A 13,107-nucleotide genomic window follows, 5' to 3' on the forward strand; every position below is an offset into this window, starting at 1 on the left:
AACTCTCCTAAAACCATCTCCTAGAACTATCTTCTAGAACACTCTCCTGGAACCATCTTCTAAAACTGTCTCTTAAGACTGTCTCTTAGAACGATCTCTTAGAACTCTGGCCCGATAGAAAAGTGCAGTCGCCAATCGTCTTCATGGTCGAATGGATGCGCAACATCGAGACGAATCGGCCCAACCGGTGACACCCAGCGAACCCCCAGACCAGCACCAGTTTTCAAACCGGAAGGTCCCCAGTTATCAAATGCATCGCCCGTGTCAACGAATGTAGCGCCCCACCAGTTCCCTGTGGCTCTGCGTTGATATTCTATGCTAGAGGTTAATAGCTGCTGGCCGCCTCGTAAGCGTCCTTGAGCATTGCGCGGAGAAAGACTTTCATAGGAATAGCCACGTACGCTTTGATCCCCACCGGCAAAAAAGCGCAGAGAAGGCGGAATGACGGCAAAGTCATTGGTTTCAATCGCCCCAAGCCCCAGCCGCCCGACAAAGCGATTATCCGTGCCTATCATGCGAATCCATTGGGTATTGCCAGTCAGGCGTAAAAATTGAGCGTCCGAGCCCCAGAACGTATCCGAGTATTCAATAGAAAGTTGTTGACGGTCACCCCAGACAGGAAAGCGGGGTTCACGTGTACGGGTACGCGTCCATTCGATGCCGGGATAAAGCAACCACACCTGATCTGACTCGCCGCCCTGGGTGAAATCTTCATAGGTAGTACGTACATAGACAGATTGCACCCAGTCGTTATCGAATTTCCAACGACGAGCGATTTGCACTGAGCCTTCCAGGGTACGAGTGTCATTGTCGTCCTGATGCTTTATGCCATATTGCAGCTCATAACTGTCCCGTAGAGGATCGTCTAGCGGTATGCTGTATTCTCCTGAAAGGCGCTGTTCGGGGGCCGAGATATATAAATCATGGTCCAGACTGTGACCAAATCGGTTGATCCAGGGTTGTTCCCAGGAAAAGCTCGTCCGCGGCCCAACGTCGGTGGCATAGCCAACACCGAATTCAAACTGATGCCGCGCAGCAGGCTCGACTCTTACATCAATGGGTAACGTGACGTCGTTTGATGGAGCAACGCCGAGCGCACTACGCATGGCGTCAAGGCTGATATTCTCAAGTAATGGCCGTGACTCTGTAGACGTAACGGCTGTCGATGTCACTTCTCTGCCCGTGGCCTCTTGCCACCACTGGGCAGGTTCCAAGGGGCTGGTTGATGAGGTATCGGCAGAGATAACAAGCTCTTCGGCACTTGCAAGCCGTGGGCGAACAGAAATTGAGTTAAACCAACCCGTTTCCGCCAGGCGCTGGCTGTATTCCGCAATGGAAGACGCCAGATAGGGCTCGCCCATGTCAAAGGGGCGCATTTTTTCAAGACGCGCCGGTTCAATATGGCTGCCGGAAACGTTAATTTTCCCGAACTGGTAACGACGCCCACTATCAAAATCCAGGTATAAGCGAGCACTTTGCAGGTAGGGGCGCACTTCCATTCGCCGATCAGTAAATTGCCAGTCAAAATAACCGCGCTCCAGTGCGAGGGTCGACAGTCGGCCACGCAGGCTATCCCACGGGCTATGGAGCAGCACATCGCCTTCTTCAAGTGGAAAACTATCGATGGCCTGAACGAAAGGTTCATCTTGGGTCGCGTCACCGCTGAGCTGCAGCGACAGAGTTTCAATCGTGACCGGCTCACCTGGATCGATGGAGACGTTAACTCCTTGGCGATCTTCCCGAAGCGTCAAGGTAATCTTCGGTTCATAATAACCAAAGGGGCGCATGGCCTCTGCAACACGACGACGGATTTCACCTTCCAGACGTATTTGTGTGTACTCATCTGTCTCAAGCGCATCCAGATAAGCGTTAATATTCGCCCTAATGTCTTCACCGACGCCCTCGATGCTAATATCAAACGCCAATGCAGAAGACGAAATACATAGCAACGAGGAGAACAGCGTGCCGGCTGCCAGCCGTTTGATCGCCTTTCCTCGGCAATAATTATCCATGGAGTCTTTTCCTAGCTATATGGCCTGGCCTGGTTCATCGAAGCATTTCCAACTGAGCACTTAAGGCCAGCTGGGCCTGCCTGACCTGACGAAGATCACTTTCCAATGCCTCCAGCTCCTGTTGCCAGGACTGTTCAACGGCTGAAATTTGCGTGGCTACCTCTGTACGGCTAATTGCGTCAGCATTGTCACGTGCCGCCTCTTCTGCCAACTGCTGTTCAAGACGTTGCAACTGGTTCTGCTGTGTTTCCCACTGGCGGTTTAACGCGTCAATGGAATCCGATAGGACCGCGTCTCTGCGTTCAAGTTGCGTCTCCACATTAGCCATCTGTTCTGATAGCTGTTGACGGCTGTCGGCGACTTCCTGTTCAAATTGTTCAAGTGAAGCGTTAAGTTGCGTTAATTGACGACTACCCGCCTGCGCCGCTTCCTGTTGAGCCTCGATATCGGCCAATAGTGTTTCAACCATTTCTGTCGATACCATCTCTTCACTGGCAGGAATCAGGCTGAAAAGTTCATCGCGGGTATTGTTTAGCGCCGAACTCAGTTGTTCCTGTTCCTGAAAAAGTGTTCCCATCTGCGCCTGTAACAACGTAATTGCATCCTGCATCTGGGTATCACCAGAATCCAGTCTAGCATGCATGTTAGAAACCTCTCCGCTGATACCATTCACCTCGTCAAGCAGGCGTTCACGCTCATACCATAACCCAACCGCTGAAGCCGCGAATAACGCCAATATCACGATCAAGGCAAACCATAGTGGCCAGATGCTTGGGCCTTTCCTGTAACGCAGATGTTGGGCACTGACGCTTTGTTCAACATCAGGCACAATGCGTTTTGACGCAGCGGAATCAGACATGGGTTCTCCTTAAGGGACGGTGATGTCGGCTCGGCGGCCGATACCTCTATAGTCAAGACCACAGCTCGCCACATAAGCCGGATCGTAAATATTGCGTCCGTCCAGGATCAATCTGGCTTTAAGTAATGTGCGGAGCTTCTGCCAATCCGGGTTCCAGTAGGTTTTCCATTCCGTGACTAACATCATGGCATCTGCGCCTTCACACGCAAGATAAGGGTCATCCTGAAACGTAACAAGATCGTCACGCTCACCAACGGCTGCCAACAGGGCAGGCACAGCCGCAGGGTCATGCAATTGTACGCGTACGCCCTGGGCCCAAAGAGCCCTTAATAACGTTAACACTGGCGCCTGATCAATGCGTGCTGTACCCGGTTTAAAGGCCGCACCCCACACAGCAATCGTCTTGCCTTGCAGGTTGCCATCAAAATGAGCCCACAGCTTGCGAAACAGGGTCTCTTTCTTGTTTTCATTAATGTCCATTACCTGCTCAAGCAGCGCAGAAGCACGCCCACTGGCGAACTGAACATCGGCAAGGCGCATCAGGTCCCGAGAGAAGTTGGGTCCACCAAAACCACAACCGGGATACAGGTACTCAAAGCCAATGCGCGTATCGGCCCCCATTCCCTGGCGTACATACTCAACATCGACGCCTAACGTATCTGCCAGGCCGGCAATTTCATTCATGAAACTGATGCGTGTCGCAAGCATGCCGTTAATCGCCAGCTTGGTAAGCTCAGCCGCTCGCCGGGGCATGCATTGAAAAATTTCGCTGCGCCGATTGAATGCCCGCAATAACTCTCTGACAACGCGCTCACTGTCGGCATCATCACACCCCAGTAACCAACGGCTTGGACGTGTAAATGTCAGCCAGGCCCGACCCTCTTCCAGCATATCAGGCAAAGCCACGCTAAGCTGGCCTTCCTGAAGCTGTTGCTGGAGACGCTCGGTTTCACCGACGGGAAATGTTGAATTGTTAATTAACAATAATCCAGCCGGAGCGTTGGCAGAGGTTTCAGCCATTAAACGTGCCGCATCACTGCGCTGTTCAGGCGATAATGCCAGCCACACCACATCGCTATCGGATAGTGCGGCAGACTGATGTTCCATCACCAGGCTACCGTCGTTGATACTCTGCTTAAGCTGCTCAAGCAAATGGGGTTCGCGGTGCATCCAGCCTGATTGCTGTAAGGTTTCCCAAGGCTCGGATTCGTGGGCATGCCAATGTACATGATGGCCAACCCAGGAAAGTGCCGCCGCTGCCGTGGCTGCACTAAGCTCACTCCCATAGATGAAAATGCGCATTGCTTAAGACTCCTGTGCGTAGCGAGTCAGCAGGGCTTTGAAGGCGTCGCCCAACTCCGGATGTGAGCACCCATAGGCTAGCGTGGCCTCCATATAACCCAGAGGCTGGCCACAATCATACGTCACCCCTTGCATACGGTAAGCATCAACACCTGAATGCTCGCGTAAGGTATCAATGGCATCCGTAAGCTGGATCTCTCCACCGGCGCCTGGCGGTGTGTGCTCGAGTAATTTAAAAATCTCCCCTGGCAAGGCATAGCGCCCTATTACCGCAAGATTGGAAGGTGCCTGATCACGGGATGGTTTTTCAATAATAGCCGAAAGTGGCGCGGATTTACCTGCGTCAGGGGCTTTCTCCGTAGGAGATACGATGCCATAGCGCTCGACATGTGCCCAGTCGACTTCCTCGACCATTAGCTGTGCCACCTGACGTTGCTGGAAAGCTTCCAGCATGCCTCTCAGATCATTGACGCTTGCATTATCATCCTGATTGACCAGAACATCCGGCAACAAAACAGCGAATGGCTCGTTGTCGCCGATCAAGGGTCGCGCGCACAACACCGCATGGCCCAGCCCCAGGGGTTTGCCCTGGCGTACACTGAGAATACTGACATCATCCGGAATAAGATGCCGAATGCTATCAAGCAGCGCGTGTTTGCCTTTCTCTTCCAGGCTCGCTTCGAGCTCAGCATGGGTGTCAAAGTGATTCTCGATAGCACCTTTGCTGCTGCTGGTGACCAGCACAATTTCCTTGATGCCCGCACTGATGGCCTCTTCAACCACATACTGGATCACAGGACGATCGACGATCGTAATCATTTCTTTCGGGATTGCCTTGGAGGCAGGTAAACAGCGTGTGCCAAAACCGGCAACGGGCAGTACAGCTTTACGAATCATACAAAGGTCCTTTTCATGCGTTACGACCCAGGAATGGTTAGAATGATCATCATACACGAGATACATTCATGATCACCCACAGGGGTCATGCTCGCTTATCACCTGAGGAAGTAAAAATGCCAGCAAAACATCAGGATAGCACTGCACCACGTTTCCAAGGCAATGTCGATGAAGCGGAAGTGGCAAAATTTGAGGCGCTGGCCAGCCGTTGGTGGGACAGGAGTGGTGAGTTCAAGCCGCTGCATGACATCAACCCATTACGTCTGGACTTCATTGATGCACGCGCTGGACTCGCCGGCAAACGGGTCCTTGACGTTGGTTGTGGTGGCGGAATTTTAAGTGAATCCATGGCCCACCGGGGCGCGAATGTGACAGGGCTGGATATGGGCGAAGCTCCGCTTAACGTGGCTCGCCTGCATGCAGAGGAAAGCGGCCTTGCCATTAGCTACCAGCACTGTGCAGTCGAAGATTTTGCGCAACAGCATCCAGGAGAGTTTGATGTTGTCACTTGCATGGAGATGCTTGAGCACGTCCCTGATCCAGCATCCGTTGTCGCCGCATGCAGCAAACTGGTACGGCCAGGTGGCCACGTTTTCTTCTCAACCCTGAACCGCACCCCCAAAGCCTATGCCTTTGCGATTGTTGGCGCAGAGTATCTGCTTCATCTACTCCCGCGTGGCACTCATCAGCACGCCAAGTTTATTCGTCCATCGGAAATGGCCGCCTGGTGCCGGGCAAGCCAACTTGATGTCGGCGAACAGACCGGCCTGATCTACAACCCGTTATTGAAACGCTATCGGTTGGATCCACACGATGTATCGGTCAACTATATGATGCACTGCCGCCAGGATAACGACGCATGAACACATCACCCCAGGCGATTTTGTTTGATCTTGATGGCACTCTGGTAGATACCGCACCAGATCTGGCAAATGCCACTAACCGGCTGCGTGCACACCATGGTTTGACGCCTCTGCCATTTGCGACAATCAGAAAGGAAGTCTCTAACGGAGGCAGTGCCCTGGTAACGCTGGCTCTGGGGCTGCCCGTGGGGTGCGAGAACCACATAGCAGCCAGAACATGGCTGCTTGACGCTTATGAACAGGCGCTTGCAGAGCATAGCTGCGTTTTTTCGCCGTTAGACCAGTGGTTAAGTGAGTGGGAAGCTCAGGATAAACCGTGGGGAATCGTGACCAATAAACCACGCCGCTACACAGAACCTTTATTAGAGGCGCTATCTCTGCAGCCTGGGGCGCTGCTCTGTGCCGATGATCTGGCGGTTAAAAAGCCACATCCTGAGCCTTTATGGGAAGCCGCCAGACAGCTCGGCGTTGCACCGCAATCCTGCTGGTACATTGGGGATCATTTACGTGATATGGAGGCAGCGAAAGCGGCCAGCATGCAGGCAATTGCGGTTGGCTATGGCTATATCGCCGAACAGGATGACTACCGAAAATGGCCCGCCGACCAATGGTTTACTGACTGCATTGAATTGGTTGAAGCGTTACCCAAGCCATCCTGAACGTATGCATTATTAACGCCTTTGCCTGGCCGCTAGCTACGTGGCGGCTGGGCATCCCACTTTTCCCCGTTCACGCCTTTACTGTCTGGCCCCATCAGCCATAAATAGGTCGGCATGATATCTTCCGGCGTACGTAAGGTTTTCGGGTCTTCACCGGGATAGGCATTACGTCGCATCTGGGTCAGCGTCGCGCCGGGATTAAGGGTATTGATACGGATGTTAGGCTTGTTATCCAGTTCATCCGCCAGTACTTCCATAAACCCTTCCGTTGCAAACTTGGAAACGGAATAAGCCCCCCAATAAGCGCGCCCCTTTCGGCCAACACTAGAAGAAGTAAAAATCACAGAGGCATCATCAGAGGCTTCAATCAGAGGTAGCAATGCCTGGGTCATCCAGATAGGGCCATTGATATTGACCTGCATAACCTGCGCCCACAATTCTGGATTATATTGCTCAAACGGTGTGATGCGCCCGAGAAGACCGGCGTTATGCAAAATGCCATCTAAACGCCCAAATTCACTCTCCAGGGTCTGCGCCATGTCATGGTAGTCCTTGAGCGTGGCACCTTCGAAATTAAGCGGAAAAATCGCAGGCTGAGGCCCGCCTGCCGCTTCTATCTCATCATATACCTTTTCCAGCTTAGCGATGGTTCTGCCTAACAGGATGACCGTGGCACCATGCCGTGCATAGGCCAACGCAGCAGCGCGGCCAATGCCGTCCCCTGCACCTGTCACCAAAATGATACGGTTTTCCAGTAGACCGGCAGGCGCCTGGTAGTCAATCTTGCAGCTCATGGTATGTCCTTGAGATTGATAGACTTGAAGTTGATAAAAGACGTATTAATCTGAGGATTGACGTAAGAAATCCCCGGCAAGCCCAGCAGCACTACTTTGAGGAAAGTCTTCCTGAACACGAGCCAATAATTCACGGCTAAGTTCGGTATCCCCCTGGCGCGCCTTGACGAGCCCAAGCTTATAGAGCGCGTCTGCCACCTTGTTGCTATCGCCAAAATCATTAATCACTTTATTAAATGACATTTCGGCTTCAGTAAGGTCGTCATTGGCGGCATGCAGCTCACCCAGCCAGTAGTAACCATTTGGCGTCAGTCGCGTGTCTGGGTAGTCATCAACAAACGCATTGAATGCGCTGACCGCCTCATTGAACTGCCGATTCTGAACAAAGGCAAACGCAGCCTGATAGGCTTCCTGAACTTCCGGCGGCGCATTATTACTGACTTTCGGCGGCTCAGTCTCCTGTTCGTCATCGGTGGTATCAGGGGAGTCTGCGACTTCTGAGTCCGCCGTTGACTCTGGAACAGAGCTGGATGTGTCTACTGTGTTGCTGGCCGTGTTCGATTCCAGAGCAAAAAGCCGGTCATCCATATCCAGATAGCGCTGTTCGCTCTGGTTACGTAATTGCTCTAACTGATGGCGCAATTCTTCCATCTGACCACGCAGTTCCTGAATTTCACGCTGATGTTCCTGAACCTGATTGAACAGAACCAGAGCGCCATTGCTAGCCACCTGTGTATCAGCCTGCTGGTAGAAACTGCCTGCGGAGGACGCTGACAAATCCTGAACAACGGGTTGCTGAGCGAATATACCGGGAGAAGCCAGACTTAGCGAAAGCGCTAAACCCGCCAAATATAGATATTTACTGCCAAAAGGCGTCTGTGTGAGAGACGTATCTTCTGCCAGCCTGAAGTTTTTAGATCCCGCGCGACGTTGAATCATGATATCACCTTGATCTTGCCAGTCTGGGCAAGACCTCCGTTTAATGAAGTGTCTTTATGACTTATAGACAGATAACACTGCCTATAGACAACAAGATCCATAAAACGTAATCCATAAAAAAACCAAGGGCAGTGACTTGCACATGGATTATTACGTCATCCAAGGCAGCACTGCCCTTCGTTCAGCATTATTCCCTATCGACCGTTATCACATATAAACGGCTAACTTAATAGCTGAATACCACACGGCGGTTCTGCGAATAAGCACTTTCACCGTTGCCTCGAGCGGCCGGGCGTTCTTCACCATAGCTCACAACATTCATCTGGCCGTTAGAGACACCCTGGATATTCAAAAAGCGCTGAACCGCATTCGCACGACGCTCACCAAGTGCCAGATTATACTCACGCGTACCGCGTTCGTCTGTGTGGCCGTGTAGCACCACCTGTGCACTTGGATTAGCACGCAGATAACGGGCATGCGCCATCACCACAGACTCATATTCGCCTTTGATGGTGTCGCGATCAAAATCGAAATAAATTGTGCGCGCAGCAGGAATTCTGGCATCCGCCTGTTGGCTGGCGCTTGAACCCGTGCCAGAGGAAGAGCCGTATTGCCCTGTGCCGTTAACGCCTGTAGATGATGCGCTGCCCATGGAGCTGCCGCTTGAAGAGCCCCCCATTCCATCTTGAGTACCGTAGGCATCACTACCTTGTGTACCGCCGGTGCTGGAACAACCCGCAATGACCGTGATGGAAAGTGCAACGGCAAATAAACGAACCAATGGTTTGATTTGCATAATCAGACTCCTTGTCTGAACAGTTAATGATAACGGTTAATAAAAACAGCTAATAAATATCGATTTGCTCACAGAGTAGGCAAATTAATCCAGAAACGGTGACCACGCGGGTTCTCGGACGTCACCTTGTGCCGATGGAAGGCGGAAAGACGACCGCCCATCAGCTGAAACAGCACTCAGCACCCCATTCCCGCCTTGCTGAGTGGCGAAGATTACCATGGTGCCATTCGGCGCTACACTAGGAGATTCATCCTGTGTTGACTCACTCAAAACGACAAGACGATTATTAGCCAGATCCTGGCGTGCTACCTGATAACCACGACTGGAACGGTGAACAAGGAAAAGATCCTCACCGTCCGGCGAGAAGCGCCCACGAGCATTATAGTTACCTGTATAAGTCAGTCGCTGTGTTTCCTGACTGGCAATCGAGTAACGATAGATCTGTGGCCCACTGCTGCGATCCGACGTAAACAGCAGGCTACGCCCATCAGGTGCCCATGAAGGTTCGGTATCTATGCTGTTGTTGTTCGTGACGCGTGTCAGAGAGCGGTCCGATAGATTCATGATATAGATTTCTGGCTGACCGTCTTTCGACAGAGACATGGCCAGACGTCTGCCATCCGGCGACCAGGCCGGGGCACTATTGAGACCATCGAATGACGTCAACTTGACACGCTGGCCGGAAGCCACCTGTTGAACATAAATGGACGGTTGACCGGTCTCGAATGACACATAGGCGAGCTTTTCACCATCTGGCGACCAGGCAGGAGACAGGATAGGTTGATCTGAACTGAGTATTTCCTGATTGTTTCGACCATCACTATCGGCAACGTACAGCGCAAACTGCATATTATCGCCAACGCCATTAGCTGTCACGTAAGCAATTCGGGTTGAAAAAGCACCACGAATATCCGTGATAGCTTCAAATATCTCATCACTCAAATAATGGGCTGCACTGCGCAACCCGTTTTGTTGAGTGGTGACGCTTTCTGTCAACATACGACGCTGGCCGCTGACATCCATCAAGGAAGCGCTAACTCTAAAGCCATTGGCAGTTTCTTCCACGTTGCCAACCACCAGATAGCGAACATCAAGGCTTCGCCAGGTCGCATAGTTAACCTGATCTTCGCTGGTTGGCTTCTCAAACATGTCATTGCGTGACAGAGGCTCGAAATAGCCGCTGCGCTGCAGGTCGTCCTGGATAATCTGTGCGACATCCTGAGGCAGGTTGTTGGCCTGTTCAAAAGGCACAATACCAATAGGCAGCGCTCTATCACTGCCACGCGTAATTTCAATGGTGAGATTTGCCTGCGCTGTGCTGCTAAGCAGCCACAAAGCTAACAACATCCCTATTTGTTTTAACATCCCTATTCGTCGTTTTAACATTGCCATCAGCGAACATCCCCCGGAGTAAAGCGCAGATTAAATTGGCGCAGATTGCGTTGTAGTTCAGCAGGTACCTCTCGCAGCTCGGTAAACGGAGCTGCATGTTCGACAGCTTGTTGTGCTGAACGATCAAAATTACTATCGCCACTGGTCGTAACCACTGAGGTGGCGAGCACTTCGCCAGATGGCCCCAGGCGTACGCTCAATGTGACGACCATACTATTGCCGGCCCCAGGTGGAATAATCCATGTCTGCTCCACAGCGGTGCGGACAATGTTGATAAAGCTATTGGCAGCCTGCTCTGCCTGCCGCGCATTAGCCGCAGCTTCTGCAGCTCGACGCGCTTCTTCTGCCTCAGCAGCACGGCGCGCCTCGGCTTCCCGCTGGCGCTGGGCTTCTGCTTCGGCTTCCCGCTGGCGTTGAGCTTCTGCCTCGGCTTCCTGTTGGCGTTGAGCTTCTGCTTCGGCTTCCTGTTGGCGTTGAGCTTCTGCTTCGGCTTCCCGCTGGCGTTGAGCTTCTGCCTCGGCTTCCCGCTGGCGTTGAGCTTCTGCCTCGGCTTCCTGTTGGCGTTGAGCTTCTGCTTCGGCCTGGCGTTGAGCTTCTGCCTCGGCTTCCTGTTGGCGTTGAACTTCTGCCTCGGCTTCGGCCTGGCGTTGAGCTTCTGCTTCGGCTTCCCGCTGGCGCTGGGCTTCTGCCTCGGCTTCGGCCTGGCGTTGAGCTTCTGCCTCGGCTTCCTGTTGGCGTTGAACTTCTGCCTCGGCTTCCCGCTGGCGCTGGGCTTCTGCCTCGGCTTCGGCCTGGCGTTGAGCTTCTGCCTCGGCTTCCTGTTGGCGTTGAGCTTCTGCCTCGGCTTCCTGTTGGCGTTGAACTTCTGCCTCGGCTTCCCGCTGGCGTTGAGCTTCTGCTTCGGCTTCCCGCTGGCGCTGGGCTTCTGCCTCGGCTTCGGCCTGGCGCTGGGCTTCGGCCTGGCGCTGGGCTTCGGCCTGGCGCTGGGCTTCGGCCTGGCGTTGAGCTTCTGCCTCGGCTTCCTGCTGGCGCTGGGCTTCTGCCTCGGCTTCCCGCTGGCGTTGAGCTTCTGCTTCGGCTTCTGCCTCAGCTTGTTCAACGGCTATATCATCCAGCGCAGTTCCTGCTTCTGGTAAAGTTGTTTCCTGACTTTCCTCAGGTATGGCTGCGCTGGGCTGATCAAAAGCCTGTTGGGCTTGATCGGTAAACGTTTCGGTACTGACCAGGGTTGCTTGAACAATAGATGAAGATTCCGGCGTTTCTTCTCTCGTTGGAAGACTCACCACGCTAAAAAAGACCACGACAGCATGTAACAGAATAGCCAGCAGCGTAGGCCATCCATAACCAACGTCTTCACCTCTGCGTTTACGGGGCAACTGCCCTTTGTTTAGCTTACCTTCACTCATTGTTCGGCGGCTCTGATATCAGCCCAACATTCTCAACGCCAGCTCCCTGCAACGTACCCATTAACGTGACTACCTGCCCGTAGGCAACGTTGCGATCGCCTCTTACCAGAACCGGAGAGTCTGGGCTACGCGCCAGAATCGTCATAATTCTTTGGTCAAGCTCATCCAGGCTGACCAGGGTACTGCTATCACCCAGGGTGATGTGATATTGGCCGTCTTTATCTACAGAAACAATGACAGGTTCACTATTCTCCTGCGTATCAATTGGCTGTGAGGACACCTGGGGCAACTCAACCTGTACGCCTTGCGTCAGCATGGGGGCTGTGATCATAAAAATCACCAACAGCACAAGCATGACGTCGATAAATGGAACAACATTGATTTCCGCCATCGGCCGACGATGACTATTGCGATTAAAAGGACCTTGCATGGCATCACTCCCTTACTGGGTATTCGACTCACGTCCTTGAAGATTGCGGTGTAGAATCGCATAGAATTCTTCGGCAAAATCTTCGTATTTACCCAGTAACCGTGTGGCGCTATTGGACAGGCGGTTATAGAAAATAACCGCCGGTATTGCTGCAAAAAGGCCCATGGCAGTGGCAATCAACGCTTCTGCAATCCAGGGCGCTACCGTCGCGAGTGTGGCCTGCTGCGTCATGGAAAGTGACTGGAACGACCCCATAATTCCCCAGACTGTGCCAAACAGACCAATGTAAGGACTTGCAGACGCAACCGTGGCTAAAAATACCAGATGCTTGGTCAGGCGTTCATCTTCCCGTGACCAGGCGACCCGCATGCTGCGCTGAACACCCTCAAGTACCTGCTCTGGCTGAGACGTGCGTGAAGCCAGGCGATGAAACTCTCTAAACCCAGCCTGAAAGAGATGTTCCGCCCCCTGACGTTGATCATCAGCTGGAATATCCCGATAAAGTTCATTCAGATCAACGCCCGACCAGAAGGTTTCTTCAAATTTCTGATAAGCGGTTTTGGCGCGTGATAACGCAAAGCTGCGCTGGAAAATAACCACCCACGACAATAGTGACGCCACGACCAGCAGCAACATGACCAGCTGGACAACGGTACTGGCACTCATTATTAAGTGTGGAATCGACATGCTGTTTTCGTTCACGATTATCCTCGTTGTCTCTTGGTTCAAGCCAGGCAGCCTGCTTTATTCGCAAGCAT

The 13,107-nt window shown here is 52.7% G+C and carries 13 protein-coding genes; 2 read left to right on the forward strand and 11 right to left on the reverse strand.

Annotated elements, in window-relative coordinates:
• Positions 1-98: 98 nt before the first annotated feature.
• The 4 genes from tamA to galU are packed head-to-tail and all read right to left on the reverse strand — an operon-like array spanning position 99 to position 5,070.
• Positions 99-2,012, reverse strand: a complete 1,914-nt coding sequence (tamA, locus tag ACU6TU_RS08670; RefSeq protein ID WP_447141044.1) for an autotransporter assembly complex protein TamA — start codon at positions 2,010-2,012, stop codon at positions 99-101.
• Between the two features lie 34 nt (positions 2,013-2,046).
• Positions 2,047-2,871, reverse strand: coding sequence for a hypothetical protein (locus ACU6TU_RS08675; protein WP_447141045.1), 825 nt, complete (start codon positions 2,869-2,871; stop codon positions 2,047-2,049).
• Positions 2,872-2,880: 9 nt separating this feature from the next.
• Positions 2,881-4,173, reverse strand: coding sequence for a nucleotide sugar dehydrogenase (locus ACU6TU_RS08680; protein ID WP_447141046.1), 1,293 nt, complete (start codon positions 4,171-4,173; stop codon positions 2,881-2,883).
• A 3-nt stretch (positions 4,174-4,176) separates the two neighbouring features.
• Entirely contained in the window at positions 4,177-5,070 is an 894-nt protein-coding gene (galU, locus tag ACU6TU_RS08685; protein ID WP_447141047.1) for a UTP--glucose-1-phosphate uridylyltransferase GalU, read from the reverse strand.
• A gap of 116 nt (positions 5,071-5,186) precedes the next feature.
• Here galU and ubiG point away from each other — a divergent pair, with 116 nt between their 5' ends.
• Both ubiG and ACU6TU_RS08695 read left to right on the forward strand, forming a co-directional pair.
• Positions 5,187-5,933 (forward strand): bifunctional 2-polyprenyl-6-hydroxyphenol methylase/3-demethylubiquinol 3-O-methyltransferase UbiG, encoded by a 747-nt coding sequence (gene ubiG / locus ACU6TU_RS08690; protein WP_447141048.1) that lies wholly within the window; start codon positions 5,187-5,189, stop codon positions 5,931-5,933.
• Positions 5,930-6,592: an HAD family hydrolase gene (locus ACU6TU_RS08695; protein WP_447141049.1), complete on the forward strand. Its 663-nt coding sequence runs from the start codon at positions 5,930-5,932 to the stop codon at positions 6,590-6,592. The genes ubiG and ACU6TU_RS08695 overlap by 4 nt, the downstream gene beginning before the upstream one ends.
• 32 nt (positions 6,593-6,624) lie before the next feature.
• On the opposite strand, the gene ACU6TU_RS08700 is transcribed toward ACU6TU_RS08695, so the two are convergent.
• The 7 genes from ACU6TU_RS08700 to tolQ form a co-directional block, all read right to left on the reverse strand.
• The gene (locus ACU6TU_RS08700; protein WP_447141050.1) at positions 6,625-7,386 is read right to left on the reverse strand and encodes a YciK family oxidoreductase; all 762 of its coding nucleotides are present in this window, start codon (positions 7,384-7,386) and stop codon (positions 6,625-6,627) included.
• 45 nt (positions 7,387-7,431) lie between these two features.
• The gene (ybgF, locus tag ACU6TU_RS08705; protein WP_447141051.1) at positions 7,432-8,325 is read right to left on the reverse strand and encodes a tol-pal system protein YbgF; all 894 of its coding nucleotides are present in this window, start codon (positions 8,323-8,325) and stop codon (positions 7,432-7,434) included.
• A 226-nt stretch (positions 8,326-8,551) separates the two neighbouring features.
• On the reverse strand, positions 8,552-9,121 hold the full coding sequence (gene pal / locus ACU6TU_RS08710) for a peptidoglycan-associated lipoprotein Pal (RefSeq protein WP_447141052.1): 570 nt from the start codon (positions 9,119-9,121) through the stop codon (positions 8,552-8,554).
• 84 nt (positions 9,122-9,205) lie between these two features.
• A complete protein-coding gene (gene tolB / locus ACU6TU_RS08715) occupies positions 9,206-10,486 on the reverse strand; it encodes a Tol-Pal system beta propeller repeat protein TolB (protein WP_447141053.1) in 1,281 nt (426 codons plus the stop codon).
• Between the two features lie 26 nt (positions 10,487-10,512).
• Positions 10,513-11,919 carry a cell envelope integrity protein TolA gene (tolA, locus tag ACU6TU_RS08720; protein ID WP_447141054.1) on the reverse strand — a complete coding sequence of 469 codons (1,407 nt, stop codon included), beginning with the start codon at positions 11,917-11,919 and terminating at the stop codon, positions 10,513-10,515.
• Positions 11,912-12,349 (reverse strand): protein TolR, encoded by a 438-nt coding sequence (gene tolR / locus ACU6TU_RS08725; protein ID WP_447141055.1) that lies wholly within the window; start codon positions 12,347-12,349, stop codon positions 11,912-11,914. Before tolR ends, tolA begins: the two co-directional genes overlap by 8 nt.
• A 12-nt stretch (positions 12,350-12,361) precedes the next feature.
• Positions 12,362-13,036 carry a protein TolQ gene (tolQ, locus tag ACU6TU_RS08730; protein WP_447141056.1) on the reverse strand — a complete coding sequence of 225 codons (675 nt, stop codon included), beginning with the start codon at positions 13,034-13,036 and terminating at the stop codon, positions 12,362-12,364.
• Positions 13,037-13,107: the final 71 nt, after the last annotated feature.

This window comes from Halomonas sp. LS-001 (assembly GCF_052983955.1).